This is a genomic window from Pelagibacterium lacus (assembly GCF_003345525.1).
Taxonomy (GTDB): domain Bacteria; phylum Pseudomonadota; class Alphaproteobacteria; order Rhizobiales; family Devosiaceae; genus Pelagibacterium; species Pelagibacterium lacus.
Genome location: NZ_QQNH01000024.1, coordinates 1 through 16151 on the forward strand (window position 1 = coordinate 1; position 16151 = coordinate 16151).

The following is a 16151-nucleotide window of genomic DNA, read 5'->3' on the forward strand; positions in this document are numbered from 1 at the left end:
GCAGGGCGGTTATGCCCAGCGAGACGAGGAAAACCGTGGCCAGAATTGTTGTAGGCAAGCCCTGCGCGCCCATGTCGCCCCCCTGTGTCGCCGGTCTCGATCCCGGCGACCCATCTCAAAAACAGTACTTTCCCTTAGCCTTGGGCAAAAGCAATCGCAGCTGGAAAGAGGATTTCCATCGCTTTGCGCCAAGACGTGGGGATTGGTCTGGTAGTAAAACTTAACATAGCGTTACCGGCCAAAAGAAGCAACGCATGAATCCCTTTTGAGGGCTTTCTGGGCAATTGCCCAATTCTTATCCTCAGCGCTGCAACGCCCGGCGGGCCACCCGGCTCAGCCGTTTGGTCATCGACAGCGGCTTGCGTAGCGAGGCGCGGGCCAGGAATCCGGTGCCTTTGCGCATATCCTTGTTCTTGAGGGCGATGCGGGCCCCCAGCAGGTCCATCTCGAACAGTCGCCCCTGCACGAAGGCCCGGCCATAGCGCTCATAGACCGGCCGGTGCTTTTCGAACACATACTGGTTGCAGGCCCGGATCTGGTCGGCGTCGCGGCCGGTGTCGGACTTGTGGTAGACGCAGAGTGGCGCGCGCCCCGCCGGCTTGATGATCTCGCCGCCCTTGAGGACGAAGCGCAGGAAGAAGTCGAGATCCTGCAGCCGGGGCAGGTTGAGGTCGAACGGCCCCACGGCGCGGAAGGCCTCGGCCGGGGCCAGCAGCGTCCACAGATAGGCGCGCAGGTTGCGGCCCACCATTAGGGCGCGCACCTGATCCTGGTCGACGCGCTGCTCGCATATGCGGGCCCGGGCGCCGATCCATTTCCAGTCGTAATTGCAGGTCACCCAGACGAAGGGATCGGCCGCTTCCGCCTCCCGCGCCCCGAGGGCCGCGAGCTGGGCCTCGAGCTTGGCCGGATACCATTCGTCGCCGGCGTCGAGCCAGGTGACATAGGGGCTCTCGATGGCGTCCAGGAGGGCGTTGCGCGAAAAGGGCCGCCCGCGATTGGTAGCGCCTTCGATGAGTTCGAGCCTCCCGCCGCGCGCCGCGACGATGGCGCGCAGCCTTTCGCGCGCCACAGTGTCCGAGCCATCGTCATAGACCACTACGCGCAGTGGGGCCGTGGCGGTCTGGGCATCGAGCGAGGCGAGCGACAGCGCCAGCCCGTCCGGATCGTTGAAATGGGGCATGAGCACGTCGATCTGGCGAGCCTCGGTCATCGGGCCGTCACCTCCGCGATGGCGTCCAGCCAGGTCCGGCGATAGCGCTCCTGGGTGAAATGGGCCACCGAATCCGGGCCGTTGCGACCCAGGCGCAGCCGCAGATCGTCATCGGTGATCAGGCGCTCCATGCCGTCCGCGAGGGCCTTGGCCCCGCCCTCCCGCGCGACGAGCAGGCCGTTCTTTTCGTCGGAGACGAATTCATTGACCCCGGCGCAGTCGGAAAAGGCCACCACTGGCGTTTCGAGGGACAGCGCCTCGGCGACCGAGAGGCCGAACCCCTCGAACAGCGCCGGGTGGCAGAGAATGGCGCTTCGGGCGTAGACCTCCTGCAGATCCTTGCTGTGGCCCTTGAGCAGCACCCGCTCGGCGAGGCCCTTTTCCGCGATGGCCTCCCTTATCAGCCGGGTCTGGGGACCGACGCCATAGATATGGACCTGCCAGTCCGGATGGCGGTCGGCCAGAAGGGCCCAGGCCTCGACGAGGCAGAGATAGTTCTTGGGCGCGGCGATGCGGCCCACGGCGAGGACGATCTTTTCGCGCTGCCGGCGCGGCGCGGCGGCGAGGATTTCCGGCGAGACGTAGTTGGGCACGACGATGATTTTCGATTGCAGGTGCCTCGGGAACCATTTGGCGAAGCCCGGGAACAGCACATGGATAGCCGCGGCATTGCTGAGGCTCGAGAGGCGCAGCTTGCGGTCGAGGGGATTGGGGTCCCAGCGCTGCGGCGAGAGATAGTCCTCCTCGGGCACGTTGTGATTGGTCGGGATGACCTTGACGCCGGTGCCCCTCGCCGCCAGCAGGCTCGGCGTATTGGCCGGTGGCATGAAGCTGATCGCCACGTCGGGACGGGCGGATTTGAAATAGCTGTGGAGTTGCTTCCGGAACCGGCCATGCACGCTCGACCAGGCGAGGCGCCGCAGGGGCGGGAAAGTCAGAGCCCGCGTCGCGAGGTTATAGAGCTTGCGCTTGGCCGCATGGGCGCGCCCGGACAGCGGGCGGGCCGGGGCGGCGAGATTGACGCGGGTGATGCCGGGGCGGAGCGCGAAGAACGGCGCGCCCCTTGTGTCGTCGAAATAGACGCAGGAGACCTCGTGGCCGTCTTCATGGAGCATGTTGGCCAGTTCGCAATAGAGCCGTTCGGCGCCGCCGCTGCGCTCATGCAGCAGGCGGATGACCAGGGCCACATGGGGTTTTCGCGGCGCGGCTTTGGGCCGGGCTGCGGAGCGCGGGGGCGTCTTGGCGTCGAGGCGGGTGCGAAGGGCGAGCGTCGTTGTCATTTTATCGTTTATCCATCCAGGCCTTGTAGGCGGCATAGACGTCCTTTACCGGTCCGAATTCGCGGATCTGTCCCTGATCGAGCCAGACGAGCTGGTCGACCCAGTCTTCGAGGATGCGCTGGGAGTGGCTGGCCATGATCAGGATGGAGGCCGAATTGATGAGGTCCGATTGCAGCCGCGATATGGTCTTGTTGACCGAGGCGTCGGCGGCGCTGATCCATTCGTCCATGACGATGATGTCCCCCCTGACCAGCCGCATCAGGCTCATCACCAACCGCGAGCGCATGCCGGCAGAATAGGAGCGCACGGGCAGTTCGAAATAGCCCCCCAGCCCGCTAAGGGATTTGACCTCTTCAACATGCTCTTTGATGCGCGATTGCGGCACGCCCATATAGAGGCATTTGAGCTGGGTATTGAGGCGGCCGGTCAATTCCCCCTTGATGCCCGAGCCCAGCGCGAATTGCGGGCTGATCTTGCCTTGGACGGCGATCGAGCCGCTCTGGACCGCCAGCGCCCCTGCGCACAGTTTCAGGAGCGTCGACTTGCCCGAGCCGTTGATGCCGATCAGCCCCACCCGGCTGCCGGTGTCGAGCCGCAGGGTGACGGCGCGCAGGGCGTTGACCTCGTAATAGCGGCGCCCGACCACGATCTCGGCCCCCACCGCGCCGCGCTCGCTGACCTTTTCCGCCTTCCCCGACTTCTTGAGGAAATAGCTGACCGAAGCGTCCCTTATGTCGATGCTGGCGGTCATTTAAGGTTCCTTACGAAACTTTGCGTCCCCCTGAAAACGAGGGCCGCGACGAGAACGAGCAGCGCCGACAGCGCAAGGCACACCATCCAGGACAGGGGCGAGACGGGCTCCACGCCGAAAACCTGCCGCATCACCGAAAGATAGTGCGCCACCGGATTGTACTGGGCCAGAAAGCGCCGCACGTCCGTTTGTTCCCCGGCGGCCCAGAATATCGGCGAGGCAAAGAAGACAAAGCGGGTGGCGGTTCGAATCAGGCTCGCGAAATCAGGGACGTAGATGGTGACGATGTTGACCAGATAACTGACCGCCAAAGATGTCAGCATCATGGTGGCCAGCAGAACGGGGAACAGCACCACCCCCTGCCAGCCCGAGGGCGGGCCCAGGATCAGCACCGCAACCACCAGCACCGCGAGGTTGATCAGGAACTCGAACAGCCGGTCGATCAGCAGCTTGATGAAGATGCCGGCCAGGTCGAGATTGTTGTGGATGGCGAATTCGAGCTTTTTCTGGATGATGTCGACGCTGTTGTTCACCGTGCTCTGGATGAACTGCCACATGACATAGCCCGAAAGCACGTAGAGGAAGAACTGGGCCGGGGTGTAGGTCTCGGCGTGGCGGAACACCAGCGCCAGCATGGCGGTGAAGATCAGGGTCTGAAGCGGAATCCACAGCACCCCGATCCGCGTGCTCTGGTGCTCGGCCCGGGCTTCGAGATAGCTGATGTGAAGGAAGCGGACGCCGAGCGAGAGCACTCTGCGACAGGCCTGGAAAAAGCGCATCGAAACCCCTGTTTGGTTGTTTGCCTGGGGCGGTTAACGCCATTGGACCCCAAAGGCAAGCGTGCCCCGAGGGGCCGAAATATGCGTCAGACGCGCGCGGTCGCCTCGGCGAGACGGACGAATTTCCCGTACAGCACCCGCGCGTCGTAATGGGTATCGAAGACGGTCCGCAGGCGGTTTTGTTCCGCCTCCCCATCGGTGATCGCGGTCCGCGCGAGGATGGCGGCGGCGAGGGCGTCGGGGGTGGCGGGCCGCACCACTGTGCCGGCCCCGTGCCTTTGGTAGAACGACGCGAGCTCCCCCTCCAGCGTCGCCAGCTGGAAGGTGCCATAGGCCATGTATTCGAACACCTTGTTGGGCAGGCCCTGCGGCGCGCCGGCCACATAGGGCAGCAGCCCCTCCATGCTGTTGGCGAGGCAGACGGCGATCTGGTCCGGCGAGAGCCAGCCGGGCAGGCGGCAATTGGCGAGACGCGCGAAGGGTTCGGCCAGCGCTCGCTCCTGGTCGCCGCCGCCGGCGATGAGCATCTGGATATCGGGGCGCGATTGCAGCCGCTGCGCCGCCGCGTGGACCAGCGCCAGATCATAGGTCTTGCCCCAGGAGCCGACAAAGCTCACCAGGCGCTTTTCCGGGCTGACGCCCATCGCCTCGAGCATGGCCCGTTGCGTTGCGGCCGGGGGCAGGGGCCGGGGCGCATAGCCCAGTTCGATCACCTGGTCGTGGGACCGGCGCGCGCGCCCCGCCTTGTGCAGCCCCCAATCGAGATAGCCCGGGGAAATGCCCACCACGGCGTCGGCCTGCCGCAGCGCTGCCTTGACCATCCTGTCGAGCGGGGCGAGGGCGAGCCGGCCCAGCGGCATCAGCGCGTCCGGCACGAAGGCGGCAAAGGAATCGGGCCAGAGATCGCGGATGGAAATAATGAGCGGCACCTTGTGGGCGCGGCAGAACTGCGCTGTCGCAAAGGCCGCTTCGGGGGTCGGGATATCGGCGACGCAGAGGGCTGGCCGGGGCCGCGCGTTAAGGTAAGCCGCGAGGTTGCGGGCGAAGACGCGGTTGTGCCACAGGCGCGCGAAGCCGACATTGCGCCCATAGGCCGGGCCGGGCAGGGTGGTGATGGCGAGGCCCGGCGCCACGGGCTCGCGCAGCAGCGCCGCGCCGCGCTGGGCCTTGCGGTAATGATCGAAACGCGCCGAGACGAATTCGACCCGATGGCCGGCGGCGGCGAGGGCGTTGGCGAGCAGTCCCGAGCGCATGGTGCGCCGATCCGGCTCGACGACCGGCAGCGGCTCGAAGGTGTTGACGATGACGATATCGCGTTGCATGCGGCGCGCGGTTCCCTTTCATCGGTTCCACGAGGTGGACCGGCGCGGCGCGAAAAGCAAGCGCGACGATCTTCTCCCAACCCGCCATCAAGATGTCCGGTTCCCTGCATACGGAGCGAGATCAGAAAAAGTTGAAAGACTTTTTCGGTTCGATCTCGCGACCAAAGAAGAAAAGGGATCGGTTCCCTGCGTGAGGACGTTCAAGGCATTTGGCGCGTGACAGGCGCCCGGCCGGACAGTATTGAAAGGATTGCCACCCTGTGACCGTTTTGGAGCAAGGTCGGCCACTGCGGGGCCGTGAGACACCAGTGCAAAGGCGACGGCGTTTTCCAAATCGTCTGCGTGGCCGGTTGGCGTCATCCATGCCGCGCGCCGATCTCACCGATGTCCTCAAGCGCGGCGCGGTGATGCGGCGGCATCGCTTCATAGCCGATCTGCGGCTGCTGCTGGTGCCGGCCCTGGTTTCGGCGGTGCTGCAATGCGTCGTCTACACTCTCTTCATCCTGCGGGCCCATCGCAGCGACTGGAACAATCTGGCGCTGGCGTGCCTCGTCCTCGCCATCATGCCCTTCGTCGTCTCGGCCATCATCGCCGCCCTGCGCAGCCAGGAATTCCCTTTCACGCTTTCGGCGGTGATCACCCTCGTGGTCCACAATTTCGGCGTGGTGGTGCTGTCGGCCATGCGCGTGCCCATCAGCTATTCGGCGCTGCTCGCCGCGGCGCCCATCGCGGTGGGGATGATGATCATCGGGGCGACCCGGTTGACCCGCAACAGCCATGAGCGGCTGGCGGTGCTCGATTTCCCCGGCGCGCAGCGGGCCAGCAAGCTGATCGGCGGCGACATCACCATCCTGTCCGCCGCCGGGGCGGACCTCGCCGATTTCGACCGCATCCTGATCGATGGCGCGACGCACCATACGCCGGCCTGGTCCGAGCATCTCACCCGGGCCCAGATGCGCGGCACGCTGGTCACTCCGTGGTTCGCGGTTCTGGAACAGAAATGGGGGCGGGTGATCCCGGACTATTTCGACGTCAGCCATCTCGCCTATCGGGCCGGCCAGATCTATTACACGCGGCTCAAGCGCTTTCTCGACGTCCTGCTCGTGGTGCTGGCCCTGCCGGTGGTGCTGCCGTTGGGCGCGCTGATCTGGCTCTATATCCGCGCGCTCGACGGCGGCCCGAGCCTGTTCGTGCAGACGCGGCGCGGCTATGGCGGGCGCAATTTCCGCATGCTCAAATTCCGCACCATGCGCAAGGGCAGCCAGGGGGGCGCCACCGGCACGGGCGACGATCGCATCCTGCCCGGCTGCGCGCTGCTGCGCCGCCTGCGGCTCGACGAGCTGCCGCAACTGGTCAACATTCTGCGCGGCGAGATGAGCTGGATCGGCCCGCGCCCGGTCTCGCTGGAAATCGCCCGCGCCTGCGAACAGCTCACCCCCGCCTATAAGGCGCGCTATCTGGTGCTGCCGGGCATCACCGGCTGGGCGCAGGTGCAATATCCCTATGCCGGCACCGCGCGCGAGGAGCTGGAAAAGCTGGAATATGACCTCTACTACCTCAAGCGCATCTCGCTCGACCTCGATCTCGAGATCATGTTCCGCACCATCCGCACCCTGGTGACCGGCAAGGGCGCGCGTTAATCCTCGATGAGGTCCTTGAGGAAACCAAGGATCATGGCCTGCTCGCTCTCGCTGCCCTGGTCGAGCGATTGCACGCACAGGCTCGCCACCTCGCCCCGACGGCAGCGTTCGAGCCGCGCCGCGATCACCGCGTTGCGGTGCTTGCGCGGGTGGAGATATTCCCAGTCGTCCGGGCCCGAGCGCGCCTCCTGCCGGGTCAGCGCCAGATTGGCGGCGAGGGTGACGGGCGGGCGCTGGTGCGGCGAACGGAAGCGGTAGCGGGCATTGGCCTCGATATCGAACCGCTCGCCCAGTTGGGCGAACAGCGAGCGGGTCAGCGGGTAGGGGGCATGGGCGAGCCAGAAGGTCTCCCGCGTCGGCCGCTGCCATTTCGCGTCGGGGCCGGCCGGGCCGACATAGCCGTCGCGATACCGGCTCCTGGCCCAGACGAGGGTCAGCGCCGACAGCACCTCGCGCTGCAGGCCTTCGAGCGGTCCCATGGGGTCGGAGATCCACGCGCCGCGAAAGATCGGCTCGGGGCCGAAATAATCGGCCTCCCGTGTGGGCCGGACCAGGAACATGTCGTCGTTGAAATAGAGGAAGCGCTCCGACAGTCCCTCGATGCGGAAAAGGAAACTCTCGATCGACGTGGAGTTGAAATTGGGCAGCACGGCGCCGGTGCTTGGAAAAATGTCGCGGTGGTCGATCACGCTGACCCCGAGCCGTTGCGCGAGGCGCGGGCCGAGCCAGCGGGGGCGCTGCTGGTCGGTGACCACGAAGATCCGTTCGATCCAGGGCGCGAATTTGCGCACCAGATGCAGGCCGTAGAACAGTTCGCCCCGGTCGGCGAACCGGGTCGGGTCCGTGGCGTGGCGTGCCAGATCGCCTTGCTCCTCGGCGAGGTAGCGGGCCCGTTTGCGCGCATGGTCGGGGTCGGCGCCGTCGACCCAGGTGAAGACGGCGTCAGTCATCGGGCGCCGCCGCCGGCACGCGCAGCGTATTGAGGATGATTGCCGTCCAGGCCACGAACAGGGTCATGTGCAATTCGAAGATCAGCATGGTGTCGGCGAGCCCGAGGAAGAAATAGCCGGCGCTCAGCACCAGCGCCAGATGCAGGCGCAGCCGGCGATAGCGGTCGCGCGGCGAGCGCCAGGCGCAGAGCGGCGGCAGGACGAGCAGCCCCCCATAGGCGATGACGCCGATCAGCCCCGAGGTGGCGGCGAAGGTCACCAGCTCGTTGTGGAGATGGGGCAGGCGCGCGATATCCTCATAGCCGGGCCGGGCATGGAGGGCGATGGCGTCGGCCAGATGCACCCAGCCATGGCCCCAGAGCGGGGACTCGCGGAACAGCAGCGCCCCGGTGCGGTAGAGCTCGAGCCGTCCGGCGAGCGATTTGTCGCCGATCTCCTCCCCGGCCAGCAGCGCGCCGAGAAGGCGCGGCAGGCCGGCAATGCGTTCCGGCACCAGGTCGAGGGCGAAGAGGGCCGCCGTGGCGAGCCCCAGTGCGGCCGCCAGCGCCAGGGTGACGGCGAGGGCGCGCCTTATCGGCAGGACGAGGAACAGCGCGATGAGGAATACCGGCGCATAGCCCAGCAGGGCGGTCCGCGCGCCGGCGAGGAGGATGACCAGCAGCGCCAGCACCGGGGCGGTAAAGCACGCCCAGCGGCGCCACCCTTCTTCGGCGGGGGAGAGCACCACGGCGAAGGCGGCGAGGATCAGCACCGTGTTGGAGAGCCGTATGGGGTCCGAGACGATATATCCCGCCCGGTCGGCGCCGAGGACGAGGCCGTCGACAAGGGCGAGGCCGGCCCCCACCGCCACCCCGGCCAGCGCTAGCCGCGCCAGCAGGCGGGCCGGCTCGGGCCGCGCGGCCGCGCCGCCCAGCAGGGTGGCAAGCACCGGATAGAGCGCGAAGGGCAGCAGGTTGAAGACCAGCAGCAGGTCGCCCGGCGCCCGCGCCGCGATGCCATAGGTGAGGCCGAGGCCGGCAAACACCGCCCAGAACATCCCGCCGGCCAGCCCGATCTCCAGCCGCTGCCGGGCGAAGATCATGCCGAGGCCGGCGACCAGCGCCAGGACGAGCAGCGCGTAATTGGCGTAAAAGCCAAACAGGCACACCAGTGGCAGCGCGATGGCCAGCACCAGCACCCGCATGAAGGAAAAGAACCGTGCCTGCACTCCTACACCCATCCCAGTTCGCGATAGCGTTGTTCGAGCACTTCGTCTTTTTCCATAGTCCGGGGATCGATGGCCTGGCTCCGGGCGCGGTCGAGCTTCCAATTGGTGTTGATCCCCTTCAAATGCCAGTAATACCAGTCCTCATGGGTCGCCTTGGCCCGCAGCGGCCGGTTGGCGATCCAGTGCACATGCGGCTGCACCCGGGGGTGGTTGAACCAGGCGCGGCGCGGGTCGATGGCCCATTTCTGCGCCCCGCAGACCTGCCGGTCCGGGTCGCTGGGCCGGACGGAAAAATCGCGGTGGCGGATGGTCGCCAGGTCGGCCCCATCGGTCGCCGCCTCGATCCAGCGCCCCTTCATCACGATCAGCCCGTGACTGGTGGCGTCGAGGGCATCAAGGATCGAGCCGGGCCGGCGCGATTCGGCCAGTTCGTCCACGTCGAGATTGAGGATGCCGCGCGCCCGCGCCGCCAGCCGCCGCAGCACCACGTTCATGGCGGCGTTCTGGAGGAAATGCGCCCAATAGGGATTGAGCCGCACCGCCGGGTCGAAGGCGCCGTAGCGGAACGGCCAGTCGAGCACCAGCGCGTGCCTTATGCCGGGCCGGTTGCTGATGGTGGCCAGCAGGTCGGCCGGCCGGTAGCGCTGCGAGCCGTTGTCGAACACGATCACCGTGTCGATCCCGTGGTGATGGACGTGATAATCGACCCAGTCGGCGATCCATTCGAGCCGATTGTCCTTGTTCATGGTGAACAGCACCGAGGCCCCGGCCAGCGCGGCGGAGAGATTGTCGCCGATGGTCATGGAGCGCCGTTGGCCATCCAGATCCATGGCGATCTCGCGCGCTCCGGGGTCGGCGCCATGCAGCGCCACCACCATCACCGATTGCGTGGTGAAGGTTTTGGCGCGCAACGCCCGTCCATCGGGTTCGGAGGTGAAACGGGCCCTGCGGAACAGGCGGCGCAGATTGTGCGGATGCGGGCAGACCAGCAGGATGGTCTCGCCCTTCGCGTCCCAGAATGCGTCATAGACGAGGATGTCGTCCTCGAAGCTCGCGCCGAACGCTTCGGGGCGCGGGCGGCCCGGCGCGCGCGGCATGCGGCGCAGCGGGCTGGAATCGCCCAGTCGCATTGGTTCGCCGCCGATGATGCGCAGCAGGGGTTCGACCGGCCCGTTCATCGATGGCGTCCGATCAGATCGGCCAGCGCCGAGCCGGGCTGCGGCAGGGGCGGCTCGGAGAGGCGGCCGCGATCGGTCAGTCCCATGCGCCACACATGCAGGCCCAGGGTCTGGGGCGAGAGCACGTCCTCCAACCGCGTCCCCGCCTCGGCCAGTTTCCCGATATCGTCATAGCCGACCGGATAGAACACCTCCGATGGCCGCGCCTCTCCGATGACCCCGAGCGCATAGGCGAAATGGGTGAGGGGGTAGGGCCCGGTCGCCCCGAACTGCATGTGCTCGAGCCCGATCCGCTGGCCGGCCAGCCGGCGCAGCCGCACCTCGACGCGCCGGAACCACGGCATCCACACCGGATCGATCTCCCGGCTTTCCCCCTCGAACAGGCCAAGGAGGGCCTTGAGCAGCCGGGAATCGGCCGGCAGGCCGAGCACGGCATTGTTGAGCTGGCCGCGTTTTCCATTGGCGCCCGGATCGTGCTCGAAGCCGAATACGTGATCGGAAAGGCCCGCGAAGGGCTTTAGGCAGATCATGTCGCAATCGCACCACAGCCCCTTGGCCTCGGCCAGCAGCCTCAATCGGAAATAATCGGCGAACACCGCCGGCGACCGCCCGTCCTTGTAAAAGAACATCTCCGATTGCGGCAGGATATCCGCGGCGTCGCGATTGACCGCCCCATCGGGAAGCGCGATCGGCTCATAGCTGTAAAGCACATAGGGATGGCCGGCCGCCACGAAGGAGCGGATCGAAAGCTCCTCCAGCCAGGACATGGGGCCGTGCCAGAAACTGACGATGGTCGGAAGGGTCATCCGGGCTCCGAAGGGGATTCTCGCCGTTTCTCTTCGACCAAACCGGCAGGCGTGTCAAACGGCACGTGGTCCGGCCCGGCGCGGGCAAGCTCGGGCAATCTCCCCTCACCACATTGTCGACATATCTTCGCCCCCTGCGGACGCTACCCGATGGGTGATTGCATCAAGGAGGGATTCTCTTGCGTACCCATCTGCTCCCGCTCTCGGCGGCCATGCTGGCCGTCACCCTGGCCGGCTGCTCCAGCACCTCGCCCACCCCGCCACCCCCGCCCGAACCGTCCCCGCTCAATTATTCCGCCGTCCGCCTGCAGCCGGGCCAGTCCGGCGCGCAATATGGCTCGGGCACCATATCGGGCCAGCCCGGCGGCGCGGGGGGCGTCACCGTTACACTGGGCGATAACACCACTTACCAGTTCAACAGCACCAGCGGGCCGGTGGGCGGCCATGCGGGAATCGATCTCTATGAATATCAGGCGAGCACCACCGGCGCCGGGCTGCTGGTGGGCGACTACGCCCGCATGGCGCTCATCGCCGACAATGCGGTGCACGATCAGGCGGTGGTGGTGCTCAACGGCACCCCAACCACGCCGGGCAGTATGCCCAACCAGACCGCGACCTATGACGGGCTGTGGTCGATCGCCTCGTCCAATGGCGACAGCGATGGCGGGCAGTTCACCGCCGGGGTCGATTTCGACCGCAGCACCTTCGTCATGGACCTCTATGATGGTGGCACCGATCTCGGGGGCGCCTCGGGCAACCTGCAGGGCACCGGCTTCACCGGCAATTTGCAGACCACGGGCCGCATCGTCTCCAACAACGCCCTCGACGGCCAGTTCTACGGGTCCGGGGCGGCGGAAATGGGCGGGCTGTTCACCGGCACCAGCGGCAGCAATGCCACGGTGGGCGGCCTGATCGGCACCAAGCAATAGGCTTGCCGGTGCGGTTCAGGCTTTCGGTCCTTGCTTTGGTGCTTGCGGCGCTCTCGGCGCCGCCGGCCCTGGCCCAGACCGCCGATTTCGCGGCGCTGGACCGGGCGCTGGCCGCCGGCCAGTGGCAGGAGGCCGAGGCCATCGCCGCCCAACTCGACCGCGAAGCCGGGCAGGGCGATATCATGGCCGCCTATGCCGGCGCGGTGCGCCACGCCGAAACCGGCCAATGCGCCGAAGCGGTGCTGCTGGCCGATCTGGTCATCCAATACGCGCCGATGTTCGTGCCGGCCTATGTGGTCTCCTATCGCTGCCACGATGCGCTGGGTTCGGGCGAATTGGCCGTCTCCCGGCTGGAAACCCTGCAAGCGCTGCTGCCCGCCGGGCCGGAGCGCGATGCGGCGCGCCAATTGCTGCAAAGTCGGCGTCAGGCCCAGGGCCAGCCGGTGTTTTCCGGCTATGCCAATATCGTCCCCTCCACCAACGTCAACCGCCAGACCGGGTCGAGCGAGATCGATGGCGGCCCCCTGGGCGTCGGCCACATCCCCGAATCGGCGCGCGGCCAGAAAGGGGTGCTGTTCCAGTTCGGCGGCAGCGTCGCCTATCCGCTCATGCAGTCGGGCACCACCGATCTTTCCGGCGTGTTGCGCACCGATATCCGCTATTCCACCGCCGACCGCAGCTTCGAGCCCGGCTTCACGGTGGAGCTGCCGGCCAGTTTCACGCTGGGTGGCGGCAGTAGGGTGGTCATCGCGCCCTATGCGAGTGTCGGCTTTGAGGACGATGCGCTGGTGCGGCGCGAGGCCGGCCTGCGCGGCACGGTCTCCCTGCCGATCACCGCGCAGCAGCGCCTCGCGGTCAGCCTCAAGCTGGCTGGCGTCGACCGTCCGTTGCGCCCCGAGCGCAGCGGGCTGGTGGCCGATGGCGCGGTGTCCTTGGCCACCAGCCTCGCGCCCAACGTCAATTTCACGGCCATTGCCCGGGCGGTCTATCATCACACCAGCGAGGAAACCCTGCGCACGCTGGAACTGACCGGCACGGCGCGGTTCGACGTGCTGGTGGATTCGGGCCTGCTGCTGGGGGCCGAGGCGAGCGTCGGGCAGCGCTATCACTGGCGCCCGGCGCCGTTTTCGCTCGACGGCGACCAGCGCGACCTCTTCGTCTCGGCCCGCGCCGATGCCAGCCACCGCGCCCTCGCCATCGGCCCCTTCATGCCCTCGGTCTATTACGAATATACCCGCAGTTGGTCCGACAATGTCTTCTACGACTACGACAGCCACGACATCGGCCTCACCCTCCGCGCCAGCTTCTGAGGCAAGCCCCACCAGCCTTGTCACCCCGCGCCGCCTCAGCGCCCCCCTCATCCGACCGCTTCGCGGCCACCTTCTCCCACCAGGGGAGAAGGAAGGATCGCCGCCACCTCAGGGGTTCCCATCTTCCACCCCGGGAGAAGCAAAGGCAGAGCGCTAGCCCCACGGACTCCCTTCTCCCCTGGTGGGAGAAGGTGCCCGAAGGGGCGGATGAGGGGGGTGCTGAGGCGGCGTCAATCGCCTCCCCCACCCTTGATCCCCCGCTTCCAAACCGCATAAAGGTATCGGCAGACGCAATCGGGGGGCCGACGCCTTGGCACAGCATCAGATCAAATTCGGCACGTCCGGCCTCAGGGGGCCGGCCGAAGGCTTCACGCCGGAATTGACCGCGGCCTATGTCGAGGCCTTCCTCGACACCGCCGCGGCGGGCGCGCGCGCCCGCCAGCTCGCCATCGGCATGGATCGGCGCGCCTCCAGCCCCGCCATTGCCGCGGCGGTGGCCGCCGCGGCGCGGGGCGCGGGCTGGGAGCCGCTGTTTTGCGGGGCGCTGCCGACGCCGGCCCTGGCCGGCTTTGCCATGGCGCGCGCCATCCCCGCCATCATGGTCACCGGCAGCCATATCCCCGCCGACCAGAACGGGCTCAAATTCTATCGCCCGGACGGGGAATTGCGCAAATCCGACGAGCAGCCGATCCTCGATGCGGTGGCCGGGCGCCCGTCCGCCACGCCGGCCGGCTTCGCGCTCCCCGAGCCCGATCCCGCCGCCCGCCTCGCCTATCGCCAAAGGCTGCTGTCGGCCTTCGCCCCCGGCGCGCTCGAGGGGCTGCGGCTGGGGGTCTATGCCCATTCCGCCGTGGGCTGGCGCGACATGGAGGAGCTCCTGTCCGCGCTCGGCGCAAGCTGCACGGTGCTCGAGCCGAGCGCGGATTTCATCGCCGTCGATACCGAGGCGGTGGACCCGGCGGCGCTCGCCCGCCTGCGGGCCCTGGGCCGGGAACACGGCTTCGATGCGATCGTCTCGACCGATGGCGATGGCGACCGGCCGCTGCTGCTCGATGCCGAGGGCGTGCAGGTCAATGGCGACGTGCTCGGGGCGCTGGCGGCGCTTGCGCTGGGGGCCGACAGCGTCGTTACCCCGCTCACTTCGACCAGCGCCATCGAGGCCTCGGGCTGGTTCGCCCATCTGGCGCGCACCCGGATCGGCTCGCCCTTCGTCATCGAAGCCATGGAGACGGCGCCGGGCACGGCCATTGTCGGCTTCGAGGCCAATGGCGGCTTTCTCGTCCAGACCACGCTCGACAATGGGGGGCGGCCCATCTCGCCGCTGCCGACCCGCGACGCGCTGCTGCCCCTCATCACCGTGCTGGCCGAGGCCCGGCGCGAAGGCGTCGCCGTCCGCGCCCTTGCCGACCGCCTGCCGCCGCGCGCCATGCTGGCCGATCGGCTCCCGCAGGTCGCGCCGGATCGCGGCCATGGCCTCGTCGCCGAACTGGCGCGTTCCGACGCGGCGCGGCGCGCCCTCGATCCGCATCTGGCCCATCCCGCCGCCATCGACACCACGGACGGGACGCGCATGGTTCGGGCCGATGGCGTCATCGTGCATGTGCGCCAATCGGGCAATGCGCCGGAATTGCGCTGCTATGTGGAAGCGCCCTCGCCCGAGGCGGCGCGGGCGGTGCTGGAGGCGATGATGGCCCGGCTGGCCGCCCGGCTCGGCGGCTGATTTATCCCCGCCCTGGTGGCCGCGCCTATGCTTTGTGCCGCCAAATCCGAGCGGAGACAGGATGATGACCGACCGATTTTCGACGCGTGCCTCAAGCCTTGAAGGACCGGCCAGCGCCGGCTTTGCCATCGTGCCCGATGACGGGGCCGATCTGGTCGCGGTCACCCGCGCGCTCTATGTCGGTACCGGCGGCACGCTGGCTGTCCGCCTCGCCGGGGGCGACGCGATCACCTTCCACAACCTGCCCGACGGGGCCTTGCTGCCGGTGCGCGCCGTGCGGGTTCTCGAAACCGGCACCGCCAGCCAGATCGTCGGGCTGTATTAGGTCCAATGCCCCCGCGCGGTCGTCGAGGCCGCGCGGCAATTCATGGACCAGGGTCCGCCAGAGGATTTTCAGGTCCAGCCACAGGGAAAAATTCTCCACATAGGCGAGGTCGTGCGCGATGCGGGCCCGGGCGGTTTCTGCGTCCCTCAGCGGGCCGCGCAGCCCATGGGCCTGGGCCCGGCCGGTGATGCCCGGCCGCATGGCGTGCCGCAGGCTGTAGAGGGGCGCCAGTTCGGCATAGGGCACGCCCGCCACCTTCATGCCGGTTTCATGCGGCCGCGGTCCGACCAGCGCCATGTCGCCCCGGATGACGTTGAGGAGCTGCGGCAATTCGTCGAGCCCGCTGCGGCGCAGGAAGCCCGCTCCCGGCCCCCATGGCCGGCCGTCCTCGCCAAGGGTGCGGAACTTGTAGAGGATGAAGGGCTGTTCGCCCCATCCGGTCCGCTCCTGGCGGAAGATCGCCGGGCCCGGGTTCGCGGCCTTCACCCACAGCGCCAGCCCGATGAGCAACGGCCACACCAAGGCGAGCAGGACGAGGCTCCCGGCAATATCGAACAGGCGCTTCGTGGCAAGCTGGAGGGCACGCGATCCGCGCATCCGTGCTCGGAGCCGGAACGCCCCTCGACCCTTGCGTGCATAACCGGCGTCGAAAATCTCGACCATCGCCCATGCCCCCCACCGCCATCCGCACTGGTTAACGGAGGATGAAACAATGTCGCAGCGCGGCGCGCTCGGCAAGGG

The 16151-nt window shown here is 67.5% G+C and carries 14 protein-coding genes and 1 pseudogene; 5 read left to right on the forward strand and 10 right to left on the reverse strand.

Annotated elements, in window-relative coordinates; translation table 11 throughout:
• Positions 1-301: 301 nt before the first annotated feature.
• From DVH29_RS13290 to DVH29_RS13310, 5 genes are all read right to left on the reverse strand, one after another.
• Positions 302-1213, reverse strand: coding sequence for a glycosyltransferase family 2 protein (locus DVH29_RS13290; protein ID WP_114646678.1), 912 nt, complete (start codon positions 1211-1213; stop codon positions 302-304).
• Positions 1210-2493 (reverse strand): glycosyltransferase, encoded by a 1284-nt coding sequence (locus DVH29_RS13295; protein WP_158541673.1) that lies wholly within the window; start codon positions 2491-2493, stop codon positions 1210-1212. The genes DVH29_RS13290 and DVH29_RS13295 overlap by 4 nt, the downstream gene beginning before the upstream one ends.
• Before the next feature lies 1 nt (position 2494).
• Positions 2495-3244, reverse strand: coding sequence for an ABC transporter ATP-binding protein (locus tag DVH29_RS13300; RefSeq protein ID WP_114646680.1), 750 nt, complete (start codon positions 3242-3244; stop codon positions 2495-2497).
• Positions 3241-4023 carry an ABC transporter permease gene (locus tag DVH29_RS13305; protein ID WP_114646681.1) on the reverse strand — a complete coding sequence of 261 codons (783 nt, stop codon included), beginning with the start codon at positions 4021-4023 and terminating at the stop codon, positions 3241-3243. Before DVH29_RS13305 ends, DVH29_RS13300 begins: the two co-directional genes overlap by 4 nt.
• 86 nt (positions 4024-4109) lie before the next feature.
• A complete protein-coding gene (locus DVH29_RS13310; protein ID WP_114646682.1) occupies positions 4110-5345 on the reverse strand; it encodes a glycosyltransferase in 1236 nt (411 codons plus the stop codon).
• Between the two features lie 362 nt (positions 5346-5707).
• Here DVH29_RS13310 and DVH29_RS13315 point away from each other — a divergent pair, with 362 nt between their 5' ends.
• A complete protein-coding gene (locus DVH29_RS13315) occupies positions 5708-6985 on the forward strand; it encodes a sugar transferase (protein WP_245944985.1) in 1278 nt (425 codons plus the stop codon).
• Here the strand turns inward: DVH29_RS13315 and DVH29_RS13320 are convergent.
• The 4 genes from DVH29_RS13320 to DVH29_RS13335 are packed head-to-tail and all read right to left on the reverse strand — an operon-like array spanning position 6982 to position 11126.
• Entirely contained in the window at positions 6982-7935 is a 954-nt protein-coding gene (locus tag DVH29_RS13320; protein ID WP_114646683.1) for a stealth family protein, read from the reverse strand. The two genes, DVH29_RS13315 and DVH29_RS13320, sit on opposite strands and share 4 nt — an antisense overlap.
• On the reverse strand, positions 7928-9142 hold the full coding sequence (locus DVH29_RS13325; RefSeq protein WP_158541674.1) for an O-antigen ligase family protein: 1215 nt from the start codon (positions 9140-9142) through the stop codon (positions 7928-7930). The genes DVH29_RS13320 and DVH29_RS13325 overlap by 8 nt, the downstream gene beginning before the upstream one ends.
• 2 nt (positions 9143-9144) lie before the next feature.
• Complete coding sequence (locus DVH29_RS13330) at positions 9145-10320, reverse strand: hypothetical protein (RefSeq protein WP_114646685.1); 1176 nt, start codon at positions 10318-10320, stop codon at positions 9145-9147.
• Entirely contained in the window at positions 10317-11126 is an 810-nt protein-coding gene (locus DVH29_RS13335) for a glycosyltransferase family 32 protein (protein WP_114646686.1), read from the reverse strand. Before DVH29_RS13335 ends, DVH29_RS13330 begins: the two co-directional genes overlap by 4 nt.
• Positions 11127-11305: 179 nt before the next feature.
• On the opposite strand from DVH29_RS13335, the gene DVH29_RS13340 reads away from it, so the two are divergent.
• The 4 genes from DVH29_RS13340 (at position 11306) to DVH29_RS16795 (ending at position 15410) form a co-directional block, all read left to right on the forward strand.
• Positions 11306-12055, forward strand: coding sequence for a transferrin-binding protein-like solute binding protein (locus DVH29_RS13340; protein WP_114646687.1), 750 nt, complete (start codon positions 11306-11308; stop codon positions 12053-12055).
• Positions 12056-12063: 8 nt separating this feature from the next.
• Positions 12064-13365: a tetratricopeptide repeat protein gene (locus DVH29_RS13345; RefSeq protein WP_147276092.1), complete on the forward strand. Its 1302-nt coding sequence runs from the start codon at positions 12064-12066 to the stop codon at positions 13363-13365.
• 310 nt (positions 13366-13675) lie between these two features.
• The gene (locus DVH29_RS13350) at positions 13676-15085 is read left to right on the forward strand and encodes a phosphohexomutase domain-containing protein (protein ID WP_199562593.1); all 1410 of its coding nucleotides are present in this window, start codon (positions 13676-13678) and stop codon (positions 15083-15085) included.
• A gap of 64 nt (positions 15086-15149) precedes the next feature.
• Positions 15150-15410, forward strand: coding sequence for a spike base protein, RCAP_Rcc01079 family (locus DVH29_RS16795; RefSeq protein ID WP_114646713.1), 261 nt, complete (start codon positions 15150-15152; stop codon positions 15408-15410).
• A 57-nt stretch (positions 15411-15467) separates the two neighbouring features.
• Here the strand turns inward: DVH29_RS16795 and DVH29_RS16800 are convergent.
• Positions 15468-16073, reverse strand: a pseudogene (locus tag DVH29_RS16800) (sugar transferase); the annotation flags it as partial.
• Positions 16074-16151: the final 78 nt, after the last annotated feature.

Coding starts and splice junctions, on each gene's coding strand:
- DVH29_RS13290 (WP_114646678.1), bottom strand. CDS start 1,213: ATGACCGAGGCTCGCCAGATCGACGTGCTCATGCCCCATTTCAACGAT.
- DVH29_RS13295 (WP_158541673.1), bottom strand. CDS start 2,493: ATGACAACGACGCTCGCCCTTCGCACCCGCCTCGACGCCAAGACGCCC.
- DVH29_RS13300 (WP_114646680.1), bottom strand. CDS start 3,244: ATGACCGCCAGCATCGACATAAGGGACGCTTCGGTCAGCTATTTCCTC.
- DVH29_RS13305 (WP_114646681.1), bottom strand. CDS start 4,023: ATGCGCTTTTTCCAGGCCTGTCGCAGAGTGCTCTCGCTCGGCGTCCGC.
- DVH29_RS13310 (WP_114646682.1), bottom strand. CDS start 5,345: ATGCAACGCGATATCGTCATCGTCAACACCTTCGAGCCGCTGCCGGTC.
- DVH29_RS13315 (WP_245944985.1), top strand. CDS start 5,708: ATGCCGCGCGCCGATCTCACCGATGTCCTCAAGCGCGGCGCGGTGATG.
- DVH29_RS13320 (WP_114646683.1), bottom strand. CDS start 7,935: ATGACTGACGCCGTCTTCACCTGGGTCGACGGCGCCGACCCCGACCAT.
- DVH29_RS13330 (WP_114646685.1), bottom strand. CDS start 10,320: ATGAACGGGCCGGTCGAACCCCTGCTGCGCATCATCGGCGGCGAACCA.
- DVH29_RS13335 (WP_114646686.1), bottom strand. CDS start 11,126: ATGACCCTTCCGACCATCGTCAGTTTCTGGCACGGCCCCATGTCCTGG.
- DVH29_RS16795 (WP_114646713.1), top strand. CDS start 15,150: ATGACCGACCGATTTTCGACGCGTGCCTCAAGCCTTGAAGGACCGGCC.